Here is a 19,944-nt window from a genome sequence, read left to right on the forward strand (position 1 = left end):
CATCCAGACATTAAAAAGCCGGCTTGTGGCCGGCTTCTCGTGGGCAGGTTTGGTTAGTTTTTGGCTATCCGCACCCGCCTGCAAAAGTGCGTTCTGCAAGAGAGCGCTTGTGAGGTAACCGAGGCGGGCCGTGGCCGGTGCCTGGTTTGTCATCCCTGTGCGGGTAGCGCAGGGGTGATGAAACGAAGGCGCACAGGATACTGATGTTCGCCTTGTCTGCCCAGCTTCGATTGCTCGTCACGCCTGCGATTTGCAGCGTACCTGCCAGGTTTCATAACACAGTGGCCGGATGGCGCCGGTTGTTGAGCGTGGACCACCAGAAAATCCAGCCAAGCACCCGAATATGCTGTTCCTGAATCTGCTCGGCAGTGAAGAGTTCGTCGGGGTACTCGCTGGCGTTGTGGCTGCGTAGTCTCAAACCGCCACCGGGAAGGCGATATAGATATTTCACCCGCAGCATGCCGTCGTGCTCCAGTGCATAGATTTCGCCGTCGATGACGTGGATTTTCCCCCGATCGACACCAATCAGCGAGCCGTCCTGGATCTTGTCCGCCATGCTGCTGCCAGTCATGGCGATACAGATGGCGTTATGCAGTTCCACGTCCATGGCGTCGAGAACCCGGCGTGACAGCCGAATTTTCTGGTTAAGGATTTCGCCCACGGCAGTGCGGCCGTCACCGTGGTTGTGCTGTTCGTTGTAGACCGGCAGTTCAAGTTGATCGCGGGCATTGCTTCGTTCGTTGCGTGTTCGTTGGGGGGTGGGTGCAGGTTGGCTTTTGACCCGTGGCTCCCCCGGGTGTTTGGGACCGCTGCCTGTGCGCAGCCAATGTGCATTGACGCTGAGCAGCTCGGCGATTTCCTCGACCCGCGCAATAGGAATGCCGCGTTTGAACCAGTTGTTTACATGTTGCGGCGTCACCTTGCGGTTGGCGGCGAAGTCTGTGGCAGAGAGCTGGCACTCCCGCAAAAGGACGCGTAATCGATCACCTGATGTATTCATGGGATCAAGTTTACGGGGGCTTGAAGGCTGTTTAAATGAACGAAGTGTTCAAATGCGAGGGCCATCAACGTTAGGGCTGTGCGGAAAACTTACGCCTGTAAGTTGCACATGTAGGGCGTTTCCATGGCTGTTGATATTTGCGTCAACAGTGTGGCTTGCCTTGAATTACGGAGGGGGCGGTGAAAGTCAATGAAAGACTGTTGATATAGAGCCTTTCCATACACTTGATTTATTGTTGGGACCTTGAGGCAAGTTGCATAAAGCGTTAGCGCGCAAACCTGAGTAAACATTTCGTTTAAAGCAGAGTTTTTTAAACATTTAAACAGAGATTTTTTTACGCAGTCGTGCAAAAACCGGGGAAGTGCTGCCTGCCAGACACCCGAAGAGCGGATGCCGAGCAGGCAGCGAATCGGATCAGCCCTTGTAGGCAGCTACCGATTTCATGATCTCGGTGCGGGCTGCTTCTGCGTCGCCCCAACCTTCGATCTTCACCCATTTGCCTTTTTCGAGATCTTTGTAGTTCTCGAAGAAGTGCTTGATCTGCTCCAGCAACAGCGGCGGCAGGTCAGTGTATTCCTTCACATCGACGTACAGCTGGGACAGCTTGTCGTGCGGGACTGCGATGACTTTGGCATCGCCGCCGCCGTCGTCGGTCATGTGCAGGATGCCCACTGGACGGGCGCGGATGACCGAACCTGGGGTGACCGGGTAAGGCGTCACAACCAACACGTCGAGCGGGTCGCCGTCGTCAGCCAGAGTGTTGGGAATGAAGCCGTAGTTGGCCGGGTAGAACATGGGGGTGGCCATGAAGCGGTCAACGAACAGGCAGTCGCTGTCTTTGTCGATTTCGTATTTGATCGGGGCGTGGTTAGCCGGGATTTCAATTGCGACGTAGATGTCATTCGGCAGGTCTTTGCCAGCCGGAATCTTGCTGTAGCTCATTGGGCAGTGCCCCCTTTGTTGACCAGTCAGAATCTGGCGTCGAACGCCAAAAAGTGGGCCGGATTATAGGCGTATTCCAGAAGGGTTGCCATGCGGCTCGGCGGCTTCTAGACGTTGGTATGAGCCTGATAGACCGGGTTTTCCCTTTGAAGTGCCGTCAGTCGGGCGAGGGTGTCCTGCCGATAGAAGGCTTTGAGCTGCTCGTAGACGGCGGGGTAGGCCTGGACCAGCAAATCCGGGGCGCTAAAGAAGTATTCGCTGGTCACCGCAAAGAACTCGGCGGGGTCTTCGGCGGCATACGGGTCAATCGCGGTTTCAGTGTCGGGATCGGCATCAAGTTGGCGGTTGAGATCATCGAAGGCGCTTTGCATCGCGACTGTCCATTGCTGGACCTGCATGCCTTTGTGCAGCGGCGGCATGCCGTTGGCATCGCCGTTGAGCATGTCCAGCTTGTGCGCAAGCTCATGAATGACCAGGTTGTAAGCTTCCCATCCGCCGCTGGACAACACGCCGGCCCACGCCAGAATCACCGGCCCTTGCGACCACGCCTCGCCGCTGTGCTCGCCGTCCCACTCGTGTTCTATACCGCTGGCATCCCGATGTTTCTGCGGACTGATGAAGTCGTCGGGGTAAAGCACAATCTCGTGGAAACCCTGATACCAGTTCAGATCGCCAAGCGCCAATAACGGCAACTGCGCTTGAGCGGCGAGAAACAAGCGCGACTCGTCATCCAGCACCACGCCATCGAGTGCCGTCAGGGTTTTGCTCTGCAGGAAAAGGATGCAGCTGTCGAGCAGATGTCGATTCTCGTCGGCGCTCAGCCCGTCGAGGATCGGCAATCGTTGACACACCCGATCCCACAACTCAGCAGGGACCGGATGACGCGCCAGGGTACGGCGTTTGAGCCAGCCGCCAAGCGACCACATGGCTCAGCGCGCGTCAGCAGACCGGCCTGTACGGCCACGGACCAGGCCGATGATCATTGGCAGCAGCGAGATGAGGATAATGACCAACACCAGCAGGGTGAGGTTTTTCTTGATGAACGGGATGTTGCCGAAGAAGTAGCCCAGCGTAACCAAGCTGCCGACCCACAGCACCGAACCCAGCACGCTAAAACCTAGAAAGCGTGGGTAGTGCATCTTGCCCACGCCCGCTACGAACGGCGCGAAGGTGCGAATGATCGGAAGAAAGCGCGCCAGGGTGACGGTTTTGCCGCCGTGGCGATCGTAGAATTCGTGGGTGCGGGTCAGGTAGTCGCGGCGGAAGATTTTCGAGTTCGGATTGCTGAACAGCTTGTCGCCAGCGGTGCGACCGATGATGTAGTTGGTGCTGTCGCCGAGAATGGCCGCCGCCATCAGCAAGCCTGCCAACAGCACAGGGTCCATGCCGCCGCCTGCGGCGACTGCGCCGGCGATGAACAGCAAAGAATCGCCCGGCAGGAACGGCATCACCACCAGACCGGTCTCGCAGAAAATCACCAGGAACAGAATCGCGTAGACCCAGGTGCCGTAGTTGGTAACCAGTAAATCCAGGTAAACGTCGAGGTGAAGAATGAGGTCCAGCGGGTTGAAATCCATGTGCGGCACCTGGGTGATGAGACCCGATCAGGGTCGCGTGCGGGTCGAAACAGCAATCGTGTGGGCGGCATTATAGGGGCAAGAAACATGATGTCGCTGGCTTGCGATCAACATTGAAACATTTGGTCGCAGTCGGATTGCGTTCGCCACGTACCGTTGTAGGAGCGCGCTTGCCCGCGAAAGGTTTATGCCTGTGACTACTATTTTGAATGTGACATGGTTATCGCCGGCAAGCGCGCTCCTACAGTTGGTCTTCGCTCACTGGTCGCTGATCGGCAGCACGTAGTTCTTGAACTGCGTGTCTTCCTTGAAGCCAATCGACTCATAGACCTTCTGCGCCACTTCATTATTGCTGCTGGTCGAAACCCGCATCCGCACCGCATGGGACTCCTTGGCCATCTTTTTGGCCTTCTGGATCAGGTGATCGGCAACCAATTGGCGGCGGGCGTCTTCGGCAACGTAGATGTCATTAAGGATCCAGACGCGCTTGAGCGATAGCGACGAAAAGCTCGGATACAGCTGACAAAAGCCCAGCAGCTTGCTGTCGTCGTCATCGTGCAGCGCCAGGTAAATCACCGACTCTTCACGACGCAGGCGTTTTTCCAGAAACGCGCGGGAGGAGTCGGGGAAGGGCAGCTCACCATAGAACTCTCGGTATTTGACGAACAGCGGCGTCAACAGGTCCAGATGCTCCAGGTTGGCTTGAACGATCCGCATGGTTGGGCCTCAACTTCATTGTCAAGAAAGCATGAATGGGGGAGGTCGCGCCTGGCTGCGACGCAGTCAGACCCGACTTTGCCAAAGCGATTTAGAAAGGGCAATCCAACGGGCGGTCAATCTTTCGGGCCTGCGAGCAGGAAGTTTCCGGCAGCTTTGCCGGGCACGTCTGACGCCACTGTCTGCAACTCGGCCTCATCTTTGAGGCTCACCCCTGACAACTGTCGCCGACACGCCTCACGCATGAGATACAAAAGCCGATGCGCCGCCATGCCGTAACTCAAGCCTTCGAGCCGCACATTGGAAATGCAGTTACGACTGGCGTCAGTCAGGCCGACTTTCGGCGCGTAAGTGAAGTAGAGGCCCAGGCTGTCCGGAGAGCTGAGGCCTGGACGTTCACCGATGAGGATCACCACCATTTTGGCGCCCAGGCGCTCGCCGATTTCATCTGCGACGGCGACGCGGCCCTGCTCCACCAGAATGACTGGCGACAACGACCAGCCTTCCGCGCGGGCCTGCTCTTCCATACGCTCCAGAAATGGCAGCGTGTGGCGATGCACCGCCAGCGACGACAAACCGTCAGCCACGACTACAGCCAAATCGATGCCGCCGGGATGGGCCTGGGCGTAATCGGTCACTGCTTGAACAGAAGCCTCGTCTAGCTTGCGTCCCAGATCCGGACGTTGCAGATAGGCATTTCTGTCAGCGGCGGCACTGTGCAGCAGCAGAGTGTCGCGGCCTTTGGCCGTGAGCGATTCGATGATGGGCGCATGCTCGAACGGTAAATGCACCGCGTCCCGGGCCTGAGCATGGGCGGCCTGGAAATCCAGTTGCGCGCTGGTAGGGATACTGGTTCCGGTGCGTCCAAGGGCGATGCGCGCCGGGGTCAGGCGGCGCAGGTCGAGCCAGGGGTTTTCTGTTTTTTGCGTCAGATCGTTCGTTTCATCCATGGGTTCTTTGCTCATGCCAAGTGCGCCAACGCCTGACGGAACGCAGGCGGCAATGCATCGCCGAAACGCACGTGTCCGTCGGCCTGGGTGAAGATGCCCATTTTCTCTAGCCATGCCTCGTATTCCGGCGCCGCACGCAGGCCCAAAGTTTGTCGGGCGTACAGCGCATCGTGAAACGAGGTGGTCTGGTAATTGAGCATGATGTCGTCGGAGCCCGGGATGCCCATGATGAAGTTGATCCCGGCCACACCGAGCAGCGTCAGCAGTGTATCCATGTCGTCCTGGTCGGCTTCTGCGTGATTGGTGTAGCAGATGTCGCAGCCCATCGGCACGCCCAGCAATTTGCCGCAAAAGTGATCTTCAAGCCCGGCGCGAATGATCTGTTTGCCGTTGTACAAATACTCGGGGCCGATAAAGCCCACCACCGTGTTCACCAGGAAGGGATTGAAATGGCGCGCCACGCCGTAGGCTCTTGTCTCGCACGTCTGTTGATCTATCCCGTGGTGGGCGTTGGCAGACAACGCGCTGCCCTGGCCTGTTTCGAAATACATAAGGTTCTGGCCGAGCGTGCCTCGATTGAGGCTCAGGCCTGCTTCGTAACCTTCCTGCAGCAAGCTCAGATTGATCCCGAAGCTGCTGTTGGTCGCTTCGGTGCCGGTGATCGACTGAAACACCAGATCCACCGGCACGCCACGGTTTATCACTTCGATGGACGTCGTGACGTGGGTCAGCACGCAGGCCTGCGTCGGGATCTCGTAACGCTGGATGATCGCGTTGAGCATTTCCAGCAGGGCGACGATGGACGAAGTGCTGTCTGTGGCCGGGTTGATGCCGATCATGGCGTCGCCGTTGCCGTACAGCAGGCCGTCGAGAATGCTGGCCGCGATGCCGGAAGGTTCGTCGGTCGGGTGATTGGGTTGCAGGCGAGTGGATAGGCGCCCGCGCAGGCCAACGGTGTTGCGGAATCGGGTCACGACGCGGATTTTCTGTGCCACCAGAATCAGGTCTTGGACGCGCATGATTTTGGAAACCGCGGCGGCCATTTCCGGGGTCAGGCCGGGGGCGAGGGCGCGCAGGCTGGTTTCGTTGGCGTGATCGCTGAGCAGCCAGTCGCGAAAACCTCCCACGGTCAGATGACTGACAGCGGCAAACGCAAGGGTGTCGTGGGTGTCGATGATCAGCCGGGAGACTTCGTCGGTTTCGTAGGGGATCAGTGCTTCTTCGAGAAAATGCTTGAGCGGGATATCGGCAAGCGCCATTTGCGCCGCGACGCGCTCGGCATCGTTGGTGGCCGCAACACCCGCCAGAAAATCCCCGGAGCGCGCCGGACTGGCCTTGGCCATGACGTCCTTGAGGCTGTCGAAACGATAGGTCTGCGCGCCGACAGAATGGGAAAAGCTTGCCATACAGAATCTCCATGCTCCGCGGATTCATATGATCCGGGCGTAGTGTCTCGACGCTGACTGTGGCCGCCGACGGTGAGAAGCAATGCAAGCAATTAATACTCCATCGTGGCGGGGAGTGCTAATTGTTGGGATTCAAGCACGTTCTTCGTCCCATGTCGGGTGCCTCACGTTCCAACATGGCGCACTGAGGACTTTGTAGGAGCTGACGAGCTCCGCGAGGCTCCGGGGTCGCGCCCGACCGATCGCGGTGCATCAGACAAAACTGAGTTGAATGACAAACCGCTTCGCAGCCTCGCGGTGCTCGTCAGCTCCTACATGGGCAACCGGTGCTCCGAAAACACCAATGGCCTCCGAAGAGGCCATTGGCAGTCCATCACTCAACCGCTTTTAGAAGAAGCCCAGCGGATTGATGTCGTAGCTGACCAACAGGTTTTTGGTCTGTTGATAATGCTCAAGCGCCACTTTGTGAGTTTCACGACCCACACCGGATTTCTTGTAGCCGCCGAACGCCGCATGCGCGGGGTAGAGGTGATAGCAGTTGGTCCACACGCGACCCGCCTTGATCGCACGTCCCACGCGATAAGCGCGGTTGATGTCGCGGGTCCACAAGCCGGCGCCCAGACCAAACTCGGTGTCGTTGGCGATGGCCAAGGCTTCCGCCTCATCCTTGAAGGTCGTGACGCTGACCACCGGGCCAAAGATTTCTTCCTGGAACACGCGCATCTTGTTGTTGCCTTTGAGCAGCGTCGGCTGAATGTAGTAGCCGGTCGACAAGTCGCCTTCCAGCTTCTCCACTTTCCCGCCGGTCAACAGCTCGGCGCCTTCGCCCTGTGCGATCTCCAGATAAGACAGGATTTTGTCGAACTGCTGCTGCGAGGCCTGCGCGCCGACCATGGTGTCGGTGTCCAGCGGGTCGCCGCGTTTGATCTTCAGTACCTTCTGCATCACCACTTCCATGAACTGCGGGTAGATCGACTCCTGAACCAGGCAGCGCGAAGGGCAGGTGCAGACTTCGCCCTGGTTGAAGAACGCCAGCACCACGCCTTCAGCGGCCTTGTCGATGAACTCAGGCTCAGCGCTCATGATGTCTTCGAAGAAGATGTTCGGCGATTTGCCGCCCAATTCGACGGTGGACGGGATGATGCTGTCGGCGGCGAGTTTCATGATGTGCGAACCCACCGGCGTGGAGCCGGTGAACGCGATCTTGGCAATGCGCTTACTGCTGGCCAGCGCTTCACCGGCTTCGCGGCCATAGCCTTGCACCACGTTAAGCACGCCTTTTGGCAACAAGTCGCCGATCAGTTCCATCAGCACAGTGATGCCCAGCGGCGTCTGTTCTGCCGGTTTGAGCACGATGCAGTTACCGGCGGCCAACGCTGGCGCCAGCTTCCAAGCAGCCATCAGGATCGGGAAGTTCCACGGGATGATCTGACCAACGACGCCCAGCGGTTCATGAATGTGATAGGCCACAGTGTTGCCATCGATCTCGGCAGCGCTGCCTTCCTGGGCGCGAAGCACGCCAGCAAAGTAGCGAAAATGATCGACCGCCAACGGGATGTCGGCATTGAGGGTTTCTCGCACAGCCTTGCCGTTGTCCCAGGTTTCGGTGATCGCCAGCACTTCCAGGTTCTGCTCGATGCGATCGGCGATTTTCAGCAGGGTCAGCGAGCGCTCCTGCACCGAGGTCTTGCCCCAGGCGTCGGCGGCGGCGTGCGCTGCATCGAGGGCCTTATCGATGTCTTCGGCAGTCGAGCGAGGGAACTCAGCGATCAGGTTGCCGGTGATGGGCGAAGTGTTTTCAAAATACTGGCCTTTAACCGGCGCGACGAATTCGCCACCGATGTAATTGCCGTAACGGGTTTTGAAGGTAACGAGAGCGCCTTCAGTACCGGGATGGGCGTAACGCATGGTGAATATCTCCTTGCTCTTGTGATTGTCTGGGGATAACGCGCTGCTGCGTTATAGAGAGCTGCGCTTGATACAAGCGTAGAGCAAAGGGCGGGCCAGCGCCTTGCGGGGCAATGAATCCGGGCGTTTGAGCGTCTTTCCTGAGGTTTGCGCGCAATGGGTGTATCAAGCTCGGAGCAGCGGGTGTGACAGTGTGTATCGAATCCGGGACAGTCCGTCCGCTTGCGCCTTTAGGAGCATTGCATTGGCCGGGGGCGAAGAGGATGCTGGTCGCGACTCCTTCGGAGAACAATAAAAAGTGCAGAGCAATCATCTGATTCGCCATGCCCAGCAGGTCTTGACCGTGGCTCAAGGCCAGGCACATCAATACGGCCCCGGTAGCGATCCTTCCATCGTGCGCTCCTGGTTGCGCTGCTTGCAGGACTATCATCTTGACCCCGCTCAAGCCATGGCGCCGACCGTGCTCGAACACGCCCGCGTGTTGGAAAGTCGTGAGCGCTTGCAGCAGGTGCTGAAAATCGCTGGCGCTGAAATGAACAGCCTTCACCAGCAACTGGCCGGCGGAAATGCCGTGCTGCTGACCGATGCCCGTGGGGTGATCCTCAATTGCGTAACGGAGCCTGGCGAGCGGAAGATCTTCGAGCGCGCCGGGCTGTGGCTCGGCGCCGACTGGAGTGAAGCGCGCGAGGGCACCAACGGCATCGGAACCTGCCTGGTCGAGCGTCAGCCGCTGACCATTCATCGCGACGAGCATTTCCGGGGGCGCCACACGGGACTGACGTGTTCGGCCAGCCCGGTGTTCGACCCTCACGGAGATTTGTTGGCGGTGCTGGACGTGTCTTCGGCACGGCACGATGTCTCGCGGCAGAGCCAGTTCCACACCATGGCGCTGGTGAATCTGTCGGCGAAGATGATCGAGAGCAATTACTTCTTGCGTCACTTCGATGATCAGTGGCTGCTGCGCTTTCATTTGCAGTCCGGTTCGGTAGGGCTGTTCAGTGAAGGACTGCTGGCGTTCGACGGTGAAGGCCGGGTCTGCGCGCTGAATCAAAGCGCACTGAATCTCTTGAGCCTTGGCCGGGGAGATCTGGTCGGACAGCCGGTGCAAGCACTGTTCGATTGCTCGCTGGATGAGTTGATGAGCCGCGCCACCGTTGATGCCGCAGCAAGCTGGCCACTGCGGACCCGCGATGGGCGAGGATTTTTCGCGCTGGTACGTGGGGTGGCGCGTGAGCAATCGCGTCAGGTGGCGAAGGTTGCTCCGCTTGAAAAGGTATTGCCCGCGCCGCGTCCGATAGGCCTTTGTCTGGGGGACGCTGCGCTGCAAACCGATTTCCGACGTGCACTGAGGGTGTTCGAGCGCGATGTGCCGCTGCTGATCAACGGCGAAACCGGCTGCGGGAAAGAGGCGTTTGCCAAGGCTGTACACCAAGCCAGTCAGCGCGCAGGCAAACCGTTCGTGGCGCTCAATTGTGCGGCGATCCCCGAAAGCCTGATCGAGAGCGAACTGTTCGGTTATCGCGGCGGCAGTTTCACCGGGGCGCGCAAGGAAGGCATGCGCGGCAAGCTGCAACAGGCGGATGGCGGCACGTTGTTTCTCGATGAAATCGGCGATATGCCGGTAGCGCTGCAAACGCGGTTGTTGCGGGTGCTGGAAGACCGTCTGGTCGTGCCCATCGGTGGCGAACCCCAAGCGGTGGACGTAAGAATCATCAGCGCGACCCACCGGAATCTGCTCGGGAAGGTGGCGGACGGCAGTTTTCGCGAGGATCTTTATTACCGCTTGAACGGGCTGGAAATCGGTTTGCCGTCGTTGCGTGAGCGCAGTGACAAATCCCAGCTGCTGGATTTTCTGCTGGAAGAAGAGGCCGGCGGGCATGCCGTCGTGATTGACAGCGAGGCGCGTAAAGCGCTGCTGGGGTTCAACTGGCCGGGCAACGTGCGGCAACTGCGCATTGTGCTGCGCACGCTGGCGGCGTTGTGTGAAAACGGGCGAATCGGCCTGGAGGATTTGCCGTCAGCCATACAGCAGATGGGTGTCGAAACGCCCCTCGCCTCCGCAACGGATACGCCTTTGGACCACGCAGAGCGCGCGGCACTGATTGCAACGCTGCAGTCCCAAAAGTGGCACATGACCCACGCGGCACGGGAACTGGGTGTCAGCCGCAATACGCTTTATAGAAAGCTGAGAAAACACGGAATCGCCCGCTAATACGCCGGCTTTGCGCGAGCGAATGTATTGCCTGACGCGATGCCGCTGTAGGAGCGCGCTTGCCCGCGAAAGCGCTGGTCAGGCGCCGATTGTTTATCTGATCCGCCTCAATCGCGGGCAAGTGCGCTCCTACAGGCCTTGATTCGGCCTGCCGACAAACCAAGTGCGCATTCACCGCCTCTACGCTAACCTGCGCCCATGTTTTAAGAGGTCGGTCATGCACATTCATATTCTCGGTATTTGCGGCACGTTCATGGGCTCGTTGGCGGTGCTCGCTAAGGAGTTAGGCCATAAGGTCACTGGCTCTGATGCCAATGTCTATCCGCCGATGAGCACGCAGTTGCAGGCTCAAGGCATCGAATTGACGCAAGGTTATGATCCGGCGCAGCTCGATCCGGCGCCAGACGTCGTGGTCATCGGCAACGCGCTGTCCCGTGGCAACCCTGCCGTTGAATACGTTCTCAACAAGGGCCTGCCATACGTTTCAGGCCCTCAGTGGCTGGCCGACCACGTGCTGCAAGGCCGTTGGGTGTTGGCCGTCGCGGGGACGCACGGCAAAACCACCACCAGCAGCATGCTGGCTTGGGTGCTGGAACACGCGGGCATGGCGCCGGGCTTTTTGATCGGCGGTGTGCCGCAAAACTTCGCTGTCTCGGCACGCTTGGGCGATACGCCGTTTTTCGTGGTCGAGGCCGACGAATATGACAGCGCCTTCTTCGACAAACGCTCCAAGTTCGTTCACTACCGTCCGCGCACGGCGATCCTCAACAACCTTGAGTTCGATCACGCTGACATCTTCCCGGACCTGCCCGCCATCGAACGTCAGTTCCACCATCTGGTGCGCACGATCCCGAGCGAAGGCCTGGTGATTCACCCAACGACCGAACCAGCGCTGCAACGAGTGATCGAAATGGGCTGCTGGACGCCGGTGCAAACCACCGGGCAAGACGGTCAGTGGCAGGCGAAGTTGCTCAGTGAAGACGGGGCCAGATTCGACGTGATCTTCGACGGCGTGACCCAAGGCACTGTCGACTGGGACATGACTGGCCAGCACAACGTCGCCAATGCCCTTGCGACCCTGGCTGCCGCGCGGCATGTCGGCGTCGCGCCCAAGCAGGGTGTCGAAGCCTTGAGCGCGTTCAAAAGCGTGAAGCGCCGTATGGAGAAAGTCGCTGATGTACGCGGCGTCATCATTTACGACGACTTCGCACACCACCCGACCGCCATCGCCACGACGTTGGACGGGCTGCGCAAGAAAGTCGGTGACTCACCGATCATCGCCATCATCGAGCCGCGTTCCAACTCAATGAAGCTCGGCGCCCATCGCGACGGTTTGCCCGAGAGCGTGACCCAAGCGGACCAGGTGGTTTGGTACGCACCTGCCAACCTGGGCTGGGACCTTGCCGCTACTGCTGCGCTGTGTTCGGTGCCGTCGGTGGTCTGCGATTCGCTGGACGCTATCATTGAGCGCGTTAAAGGCCTGGCCCAACCCGGCACCCACGTGGTGATCATGAGCAACGGCGGCTTCGGCGGCTTGCACGGCAAGTTGGCCGAGGCGCTGAAATGAGCGGTCCGGAACGCATCACTCTGGCCATGACCGGCGCGTCCGGCGCGCAATACGGCCTGCGTCTGCTCGATTGTCTGGTGCGTGAAGATCGCGAAGTACACTTCCTGATCTCCAAGGCCGCGCAATTGGTCCTGGCCACGGAAACCGACGTTTCGCTGCCGCCCAAGCCGCAAATGATGCAGGCGTTCCTCACCGAATATACCGGCGCCGAAGCCGGGCAGATTCGCGTGTACGGCAAGGAAGACTGGATGTCCCCGGTGGCGTCGGGCTCCGGCGCGCCGAGTGCGATGGTGGTGGTCCCGTGCTCAACCGGCACGTTGTCGGCGATTGCATCCGGGGCGTGCAACAACCTGATCGAACGCGCGGCAGACGTAACGCTAAAAGAGCGCCGTCAGTTGATTCTGGTACCTCGGGAAGCGCCGTTTTCCAGTATCCATCTGGAGAACATGCTCAAGCTGTCGAACCTGGGGGCGGTGATTCTGCCTGCCTCGCCGGGCTTCTATAACCAGCCGCAGACCATCGATGATCTGGTCGATTTCGTGGTGGCGCGGATTCTAAACCTGCTGAATATCCCGCAGGACATGCTGCCACGTTGGGGGGAGCATCATTTTGGCGCGGATGAGTAAGCGACTGATCGTCATCACACTGGGTCTGGTGTTGACCAGCGGCTGCGCGACTGTCAGCACGCTGGATGCCAATCAGCCGGGCGCGCCGGTGGTATACGCCGGCACGCGGCTGGACCTGTATGCGATGGAAGGCGGTTGCTGTGCCAAGGACCGTTTCGGCACTGAAGCGCCGAAATATCCGAGTCTGGATCTGCCGGGGAGTGCACTGCTCGACACCCTGCTGCTGCCTTTGTCGTTGTTAACCGCGCTGGGCGTAGGATTTCAGGCGACGGGTGGGTTGTAGCAGGATTCGAAAATCATTGTGGGAGCGGACCTGTCCGCGAAAAGGTCGGCACATCCGATAGAGGTCTGTCGGCTGTACTGAAGCATTCGCGGACAGGTCCGCTCGCACATGTGTTTGCGCCGTTGGAAAGTGCGCGTCAGGTCCGTTACATCCTCACTTGCCTAATCTGCGCAGCTCATCAGATTCCACCACCCGCACCCCATCTTGCTCTTCAAGCGCCAAACGCCATAGCGCGCGGGCCAGAGCGAGGGCTTCGATGCCGCCGTATTTGCCAGGGATCAATTTGGACAACGGCGCGGCTAGTTGCTCGACCAGTCGCTGATCCTGACGCTCGCCAATCAATAGCGAAGGGCGGGCAATGGTCAGCTGCGGCCAGTTCTGCGCCTTCAACGCCTCTTCCATTTCGCCTTTCACACGGCTGTAGAAGATGCTCGATTCCGGGTCTGCATTAACCGCGCTGATCACCAGCAGATGACGCGCGCCCAGCGCACGAGCGCGCGCTCCGAAAGCCACAACCATGTCTTTATCGACGGCGGTGAAAGCCTCCTGCGAGCCGGCTTGTTTTATCGTGGTGCCCAGGCAGCAATAGGCGATATCCACCTGGCCGCCCAGCGCAGGCAACAGCGAGTTGAATTCGCCAACAGGGTTTTCCAGATGGGGGTGGTCGGCAAGCGGCCGACGACTCGGGGCCAGCACGCGGCTGACAGTGGGCTCGTTGAGCAGGCGATCAAGCAGATGTTCGCCCGTCAATCCCGTGGCTCCGGCGAGCAGGATGTGTTGCGGCGTCAAGTACATGGTCATTCTCCCTTGATACGTCACAGCTTAGGCGATCTGGTCTCGCTGCTCGCGGACGCCACCATGAAATTTGATTTATCCGGCAACCTGCACAATATGTCTGCCGGATTTGTGCTCCATTAATGTGTGCTGGCAGCCTTTACTTCCCTGCGCGCAGAAACTGTGTTGAGCGCCCGTTCCGCCTGGCTTTTGCGAAACTGCATCCAGTGCGCGACCACGCCTTTGGGCGCCCACATCTGAGGCTCGGAGGCTTCGAAGTTCTCGGCGATTTCGCGCTGGGCGACCCATTGGCGCGCCTCATTGAACGCCTGCTGCAAGTCATCGGTTTCGACTAATGCCTTACCGAATAGTGCCTCGCCAAAGTAGGTAAAGTCGGACTCTTCGGAACAGCCGAACGAAACCCGATCTTCGCGAGAGGCGGTAATGACCATGGTTTTTTCGTCCTTGATTGCCGGGATGAATCCACCGGAATAGCACGCTGAAATCACCACCACTTTGTCGCGGTTCTTCAACGGCAGCAGCGCAGCCGCCAGCTCGTTGGCAGGCAGGTCAGACAATTCAAGGCGCGGCTGATCCAGCACCAGCTCGTGATCCTGGGTGCCGTGGCTGGTCAGGTAAATGAAGATCAAGTCTTCCGGGCCGCTGCGTTGAGCGAGGGTCGCAATCGCGCGGCTGATGGTTTCGCGAGTCGCCATTGGACGGTCGGCCATGTGGTCGCGATGGTTGACCAGACTGATCTGTCCAAACGCGCCGAAACGAGTGCCCAGCAGGTTGCCGACGTAATCGGCCTCGCGCATGAACACGCTCTGCTTGCCGTCGCCGCCCACCACCAGGCTGTACAGCTCGGTGGCTGGCGTTGATACCGGCACTGCTGCGAGGGCTTTTTCCAGTAGAGGTCCTTGGGCAAGCAGTCCGGTTTCCAGCGGATCAGGCAACAATTTGCCCTTGGCATCACGCACGCGCTGACCGTTGGCCCAAGTGCCGCTTTGCACGCTGCCGTCGGCCGAGATCAAAACGCCTTGGCCTTCGTAGTTGTCGTTGGCGAAGTGGCCGACAAAAATGCTGCCATCGACCATGGTCAGGCGGCCTTCGCCGGAGTAGCGCCAATTGCGGAACAGGCCTTGATAGTGACTACCATCGGAGCCGATCAACTCGCCTTTGCCGGTGAACGCGCCGTCTTTGAATTGACCGACCCACACATCGCCATCGCTGTTTTCGTAGCGGCCGCGACCGTTCAATTGATTGTCGCGAAACCCACCGACGTATTGATCGCCGTCTGCGCTGGTGAAGTTGCCGTTGCCTTCGAGCTGGCCGTTGACGAACTTGCCGCCGAACTGATTGCCGCTGGCGTCGCTGCGCTGACCTTCGCCATTGGGTTTGCCTTTGGCGAACTGGCCCTGATATTCGCTGCCGTCAGCCAGTTCCAAGCGCCCGAGGCCATCATACTGATCGGCCTTGAACGAGCCGCGATAGGTCATGCCGCGCTCTTTGAGCGTGCCTTCGCCGTCCCGCCGCCCCAGTTTGTAGCCGCCGACGTAGCTCCCGCCATCTGCTGTAGTCAGTGTGCCCTGGCCATCGAACAGGCCATTTTGAAAGCCGCCTTTATAGACGTCGCCGTTACTGGCGTGCCATTCACCCTGACCGCTCCATCGCCCGTCTTTGAACTCGCCGGCGTACCAACTGCCGTTGGGGTAATCGATCCGCCCCTGACCTTGCAGCAATCCGTTCACCACATCGCCGCGATAGCGACCGCCGTCGGGCAGGCGAGCGTCCGGAGGCGACAGCGATTCACCGTCACCGCAGGCAGTCAGCAATAAAATCAGGGCGAGTGGAGCAAGCGCGCGCATGGTAAATCCCGAAAATTGGATGTTTCGGCGTGATCAGGACGCACTTGAGCAGAGTCGAGGTCCCGCAGCCGCAGCGAGTATGCCGCAGCGGGGAAGTCTGACGAAACAGTCTGTTACGACTGTTTCGTGATTCAGGAGCGTTACACGAAGCAGAGCGAGAGGGGTTCAGCGATAAACGCAGGCTTTTCCTGACCTTCTATTTCCAGCGTGGCCGTGGCTTTGAGCAGCCATTGCCCCGGTTTCTTCTCGGTGACTTCTGTCAGCGAGACTTTTAGACGAACGCGCGAGTCAACCTTGACCGGCTGAATGAAACGCACGCTGTCCAGGCCGTAATTGACCACCATCTTCAGTCCCTCAGGCAGCACCAGCAAAGATTCCATGAGCTTTGGGATCAGCGACAACGACAGAAAACCGTGCGCGATGGTGGAGCCAAACGGCGTTTGCGCGGCCTTGATCGGATCAACGTGAATGAATTGAAAATCGCCGGTGGCTTCGGCGAACAGATTGATGCGTTCTTGATCGATGGTCAGCCATTCGGAACATCCCAGTTCCTTGCCTTCATAACTCTTGAGTGCTGCAACAGGTACATAGGGCATCGTTACTCTCCTTGTGAGTTGTTTCGTCGTGCAGTTTGTTTTTCAGCGAATCTACCGCTATAGGCTTCTTTATTGCTTAGCCATTGACCCCGGATTTCTGTAGGAGACAACTTGTTGGCGAAGCGAACAACGCGGCGTGCCAGGCAAGCCACCTCGCGAACAAGTTCGCTCCTACAGAAAGCGATGATTGGCCAAAAACGCCGGATTTCTGTAGGAGACAACTTGTTGGCGAGGCGAACAACGCGGTCCGTCAGGCGAGCCGCCTCGCGAACAAGTTCGCTCCTGCGGATGGCGTAAGTCTGAAGATCAGCACGGCATCGGTCGTTGGTCAAGAATCGACACGCTGGCGAATATCCCTACATAGCCACCGAAAGGGCGTGCGTATAATTGCGCCGCGAAATAGCTGGAGTTTTTTATGTTGCTCAGAGGCCTGACCTGGCTGGTGCTGTTCCAATTAGTCGGAACCGCCCTTAATCATTTAATCCTGTCGATTCTGCCGGGCCCGATCATCGGCCTCGTGCTTTTACTCATTTACCTCATGACCCGTGGCGAAGTCAGCGAACCCTTGAGCCTTGCCGCCAGTAGCCTGCTGCGCTATTTGCCGCTGCTATTAGTCCCGCCTGCGGTTGGCGTCATGGTCTACGCCAATCAGATCGCCGATGATTTCTGGGCGATTGTCGGCTCATTAGTCCTCTCGGTACTGATATCCCTGACCTTCGCCGGATGGCTAATGCAAAAGCTGATCGAGCGCCAGGCGCGTCGTCGGGAGCCGTCATGAGTCCGGACTGGCAAGGCGCGTGGCTGTCGGTCATTCATCATCCGTTGTTCGGCATCGCGATCACGTTAGGCGCCTATCAAGTGGTGCTGGCCGGGTACGAGAAAACCCGCTGGGTGTTTCTGCAGCCAGTGCTGGTGTCGATGCTGGTGGTGATCTGTGTGCTGGTGTTCTGCGGCCTGGATTACACGGAATACCGCAAAAGTACGGAAATTCTCAGCGTCCTTCTCGGCCCCGCGACTGTTGCGCTGGCGGTGCCGCTTTATTTGAACCTGCGACGGATTCGGCAGTTGTTTTGGCCGGTGTTGACTACGCTGGTGATTGGCGGGGTCTTGGCCACCGCACTTTGCGTCGCGCTCGGCTGGGCATTCGGCGCCAATCACATGATCCTGATGACCATGGCGCCCAAGTCGGTGACATCGCCGATTGCGATGCTGGTGGCTGAGCAGATTGGCGGCGTTGCCGCATTGGCTGCTGTTTTCGTTTTGATTACCGGGGTGATTGGGGGTATTTTCGGCCCCGGCCTGCTGAGCCTTGCCGGTGTGGAAAACCCGGCAGCGCGCGGTATGGCGTTGGGTCTGACGGCGCACGCTGTGGGCACGTCAGCCGCGCTGCAGGAAGGTGAGGAATGTGGCGCCTTTGCGGCGCTGGCAATGAGTCTGATGGGTATTGCCACGGCGTTGTTCCTGCCGCTGGCGGTGTCTTTGGTTGCTTGAGGAAGGTGTCTATGTCGCTGCCGTTGTTTGCACTGAACGCTGTGCTTTTTCCAGGATGTGTCCTCGATCTGCAGATCTTCGAGGCCCGTTACCTAGACATGATTGGCCGCTGTATGAAACAGGGCCAGGGCTTTGGCGTGGTGTGTATTACCGAAGGCAGTGAAGTCGGTGACGTGCCCGAAGGTTTTTCGGAGATTGGTTGCGAGGCACTGGTGACTGACTTCCAGCAGCAGGACAACGGTCTGCTGGGCATTCGTGTCGTCGGCGGTCGCCGTTTTCGGGTGATCGACTGCGAAACGCAGAAGGACCAGTTGTTGGTCGCTCAGGTGCAATGGTTAGAGGAGCCGGAGGATAACCCCCTGCAGGAAGAAGACGACGATCTGGTCGCCCTGTTGGCCGCATTGGCGGAGCACCCGATGGTTGCTGCTTTGAACATGGGGCTGACCGCAACCGGGCAGCAGTCACTGGCCAATCAACTGGCTTATCTGTTGCCGTTCACTGAAGAAGACAAAATCGAACTGCTGGAAATCGACGACGCCGAAGAACGACTCGATGCGATCCAGGAGTTGCTGGATGAAATGCAGGGGGATATGCAGGTTTAGCGCGTCTTGCGACGCGTTATCTGTAGGAGCGAGCTTGTTCGCGAGGCTTTTGACCTGATACTTCGCGTCAATCCTCGCCAACAAGTTGGCTGCTACAGACGCACCATCAATACTGATACCGAATCACGCCCGGCGCGAAGGTATGCAGCGCCAGTCCGCCAAACAGCGCAACCAACAGCGGCAAAAGCAGCCACCAGACTTTAATCGGCAGTGCCGGCATCGGCGTTTTGTTCTGCACAAAGGCAAGGCTGGTCGCGCAGGCAAAGAACGCCAGCAGCATCCCGGCCAGCACGTCGGTCGGCCAATGCACGCCCAGATACACACGCGACATCGCGATCATTGCCGCCGGAATCCCGCCCAACAGCAGCCAGGTCAATCGCAACCGCACCGGTTGTCCGCGCCCTGCCAGCACTGCCATCGCCATGAAAAACGCGAAAGATGCCGACGCGTGTCCACTAGGCATGCTGAAAGTAGTGAGCGGCTCAAGCAGTACTTCCGGGCGAGCGCGGGCGAAGGTGAACTTCATGCTCTGGTTGACCACCGCCGCGCCCAATGTCGTGCCCACGACAAAAATGGCGTGGCGCCAATGACGCGTGACCAGCAGCACGATCAACAACAGCGAAGCCGCGTAGAACTGGGTCCTGAAATCTCCCAGGCCGGTGACTATGATCACGAAATTCTGGGCGATGTCGTTGCGATGCTCCTGCACCAGCGCCATGATTCCTTGATCCAGATGCGCCAGATACGGCCAGCCCACAAAGATCGCTGCGAGCAGGATGAAGCAAGTCAGCGCAATCAGTTTGGTTGCGTATTGCTTGCCCCGAACGCTGCTCTGTATGGCGACACCCAACAGCAGCGCCAGCCCGGCGCCAACTACCGCTGCCTCAGGCCAGAAGCCTTCGGGCAATGGCAAGCGCATCGCCGCGCCCGCCGCCCAGCCCGGCAGAATGTAGGCGATGGACCAACCCGCCGCCGCTATCACACTGACTCCTGCGAAACGCACCACCGGCATGTCGAACATGCCTGCAACCATCGGCAGCATTGGTCGTAGCGGACCGATGAAACGCCCTACCAGCAAACTGGCGATGCCATAGCGCTGGAAATAGGTTTCGGCGCTGCCGATCCATTCCGGGTGGTTGCGCAGGAAAGGCAGGCGCCGAATGTTCTGGTGAAAACGCCTACCAAGAAAGTACGAAACGGCGTCACCGAGCAATCCGCCGAGAAACCCCAGCAGCAATGCTTCGCCAAGGGGCAGGATGCCGCTGCCCGCCAGCGCTGCTATCGCAAACAGCGCTACCGTCCCGGGGACGATGATGCCGGCAATAGCCAGACATTCGATAAATGCCACTAGAAATATCGCCACACTGAGCCATGAAGGGTTGGCTGTCAGCCAAGTGGTGATGCCGTCCAGCCATGAGCCCATGG

Annotated in this window: 19 protein-coding genes; 7 read left to right on the forward strand and 12 right to left on the reverse strand. The window is 59.0% G+C overall.

The genetic code is table 11. The features are described 5' to 3' along the window. Nucleotides 1-271: 271 nt before the first annotated feature. From ACWKV9_RS11935 to exaC, 8 genes are all read right to left on the reverse strand, one after another. Nucleotides 272-1,000 carry a LexA family transcriptional regulator gene (locus ACWKV9_RS11935; protein WP_483836310.1) on the reverse strand — a complete coding sequence of 243 codons (729 nt, stop codon included), beginning with the start codon at nucleotides 998-1,000 and terminating at the stop codon, nucleotides 272-274. Nucleotides 1,001-1,414: 414 nt separating this feature from the next. Beyond that, nucleotides 1,415-1,942 (reverse strand): inorganic diphosphatase, encoded by a 528-nt coding sequence (gene ppa, locus ACWKV9_RS11940; protein WP_282379152.1) that lies wholly within the window; start codon nucleotides 1,940-1,942, stop codon nucleotides 1,415-1,417. 107 nt (nucleotides 1,943-2,049) lie between these two features. Beyond that, the gene (locus ACWKV9_RS11945; protein ID WP_483836311.1) at nucleotides 2,050-2,868 is read right to left on the reverse strand and encodes a M90 family metallopeptidase; all 819 of its coding nucleotides are present in this window, start codon (nucleotides 2,866-2,868) and stop codon (nucleotides 2,050-2,052) included. A 3-nt stretch (nucleotides 2,869-2,871) separates the two neighbouring features. Then, nucleotides 2,872-3,519, reverse strand: a complete 648-nt coding sequence (locus tag ACWKV9_RS11950; protein ID WP_483836312.1) for a DedA family protein — start codon at nucleotides 3,517-3,519, stop codon at nucleotides 2,872-2,874. 258 nt (nucleotides 3,520-3,777) lie between these two features. Further along, nucleotides 3,778-4,236 carry a GNAT family N-acetyltransferase gene (locus ACWKV9_RS11955; protein ID WP_483836313.1) on the reverse strand — a complete coding sequence of 153 codons (459 nt, stop codon included), beginning with the start codon at nucleotides 4,234-4,236 and terminating at the stop codon, nucleotides 3,778-3,780. A gap of 116 nt (nucleotides 4,237-4,352) precedes the next feature. Continuing rightward, nucleotides 4,353-5,186 (reverse strand): ethanolamine ammonia-lyase subunit EutC, encoded by an 834-nt coding sequence (gene eutC, locus ACWKV9_RS11960; protein ID WP_483836409.1) that lies wholly within the window; start codon nucleotides 5,184-5,186, stop codon nucleotides 4,353-4,355. A gap of 11 nt (nucleotides 5,187-5,197) precedes the next feature. Further along, nucleotides 5,198-6,592, reverse strand: a complete 1,395-nt coding sequence (gene eutB / locus ACWKV9_RS11965; protein WP_483836314.1) for an ethanolamine ammonia-lyase subunit EutB — start codon at nucleotides 6,590-6,592, stop codon at nucleotides 5,198-5,200. A gap of 387 nt (nucleotides 6,593-6,979) precedes the next feature. After that, nucleotides 6,980-8,500, reverse strand: a complete 1,521-nt coding sequence (exaC, locus tag ACWKV9_RS11970; RefSeq protein WP_483836315.1) for an acetaldehyde dehydrogenase ExaC — start codon at nucleotides 8,498-8,500, stop codon at nucleotides 6,980-6,982. Nucleotides 8,501-8,798: 298 nt separating this feature from the next. On the opposite strand from exaC, the gene ACWKV9_RS11975 reads away from it, so the two are divergent. From ACWKV9_RS11975 to ACWKV9_RS11990, 4 genes are all read left to right on the forward strand, one after another. After that, entirely contained in the window at nucleotides 8,799-10,712 is a 1,914-nt protein-coding gene (locus tag ACWKV9_RS11975) for a sigma-54-dependent Fis family transcriptional regulator (RefSeq protein WP_483836316.1), read from the forward strand. Nucleotides 10,713-10,929: 217 nt separating this feature from the next. Continuing rightward, a complete protein-coding gene (gene mpl, locus ACWKV9_RS11980) occupies nucleotides 10,930-12,279 on the forward strand; it encodes a UDP-N-acetylmuramate:L-alanyl-gamma-D-glutamyl-meso-diaminopimelate ligase (protein WP_483836317.1) in 1,350 nt (449 codons plus the stop codon). Beyond that, a complete protein-coding gene (ubiX, locus tag ACWKV9_RS11985; protein WP_483836318.1) occupies nucleotides 12,276-12,905 on the forward strand; it encodes a flavin prenyltransferase UbiX in 630 nt (209 codons plus the stop codon). Before mpl ends, ubiX begins: the two co-directional genes overlap by 4 nt. Continuing rightward, nucleotides 12,898-13,188 (forward strand): YceK/YidQ family lipoprotein, encoded by a 291-nt coding sequence (locus ACWKV9_RS11990; protein WP_483836319.1) that lies wholly within the window; start codon nucleotides 12,898-12,900, stop codon nucleotides 13,186-13,188. Before ubiX ends, ACWKV9_RS11990 begins: the two co-directional genes overlap by 8 nt. A 153-nt stretch (nucleotides 13,189-13,341) precedes the next feature. Here the strand turns inward: ACWKV9_RS11990 and ACWKV9_RS11995 are convergent, their stop codons facing one another. From ACWKV9_RS11995 to ACWKV9_RS12005, 3 genes are all read right to left on the reverse strand, one after another. Next, complete coding sequence (locus ACWKV9_RS11995; protein WP_483836320.1) at nucleotides 13,342-13,983, reverse strand: NAD(P)H-binding protein; 642 nt, start codon at nucleotides 13,981-13,983, stop codon at nucleotides 13,342-13,344. A 119-nt stretch (nucleotides 13,984-14,102) separates the two neighbouring features. Further along, the gene (locus ACWKV9_RS12000; RefSeq protein WP_483836321.1) at nucleotides 14,103-15,830 is read right to left on the reverse strand and encodes a C13 family peptidase; all 1,728 of its coding nucleotides are present in this window, start codon (nucleotides 15,828-15,830) and stop codon (nucleotides 14,103-14,105) included. A gap of 140 nt (nucleotides 15,831-15,970) precedes the next feature. Next, the gene (locus ACWKV9_RS12005) at nucleotides 15,971-16,426 is read right to left on the reverse strand and encodes a MaoC family dehydratase (protein WP_483836322.1); all 456 of its coding nucleotides are present in this window, start codon (nucleotides 16,424-16,426) and stop codon (nucleotides 15,971-15,973) included. Between the two features lie 415 nt (nucleotides 16,427-16,841). Here ACWKV9_RS12005 and ACWKV9_RS12010 point away from each other — a divergent pair, with 415 nt between their 5' ends. The 3 genes from ACWKV9_RS12010 to ACWKV9_RS12020 are packed head-to-tail and all read left to right on the forward strand — an operon-like array spanning nucleotide 16,842 to nucleotide 18,519. After that, nucleotides 16,842-17,204 (forward strand): CidA/LrgA family protein, encoded by a 363-nt coding sequence (locus ACWKV9_RS12010; protein WP_483836323.1) that lies wholly within the window; start codon nucleotides 16,842-16,844, stop codon nucleotides 17,202-17,204. Beyond that, nucleotides 17,201-17,917 carry an LrgB family protein gene (locus ACWKV9_RS12015; RefSeq protein ID WP_483836324.1) on the forward strand — a complete coding sequence of 239 codons (717 nt, stop codon included), beginning with the start codon at nucleotides 17,201-17,203 and terminating at the stop codon, nucleotides 17,915-17,917. The genes ACWKV9_RS12010 and ACWKV9_RS12015 overlap by 4 nt, the downstream gene beginning before the upstream one ends. An 11-nt stretch (nucleotides 17,918-17,928) precedes the next feature. Next, complete coding sequence (locus tag ACWKV9_RS12020) at nucleotides 17,929-18,519, forward strand: LON peptidase substrate-binding domain-containing protein (RefSeq protein WP_483836325.1); 591 nt, start codon at nucleotides 17,929-17,931, stop codon at nucleotides 18,517-18,519. A 106-nt stretch (nucleotides 18,520-18,625) separates the two neighbouring features. Here the strand turns inward: ACWKV9_RS12020 and ACWKV9_RS12025 are convergent, their stop codons facing one another. After that, entirely contained in the window at nucleotides 18,626-19,942 is a 1,317-nt protein-coding gene (locus tag ACWKV9_RS12025) for a bifunctional DedA family/phosphatase PAP2 family protein (protein ID WP_483836326.1), read from the reverse strand. Nucleotides 19,943-19,944: the final 2 nt, after the last annotated feature.

The sequence above is a fragment of the Pseudomonas corni genome, assembly GCF_057128765.1.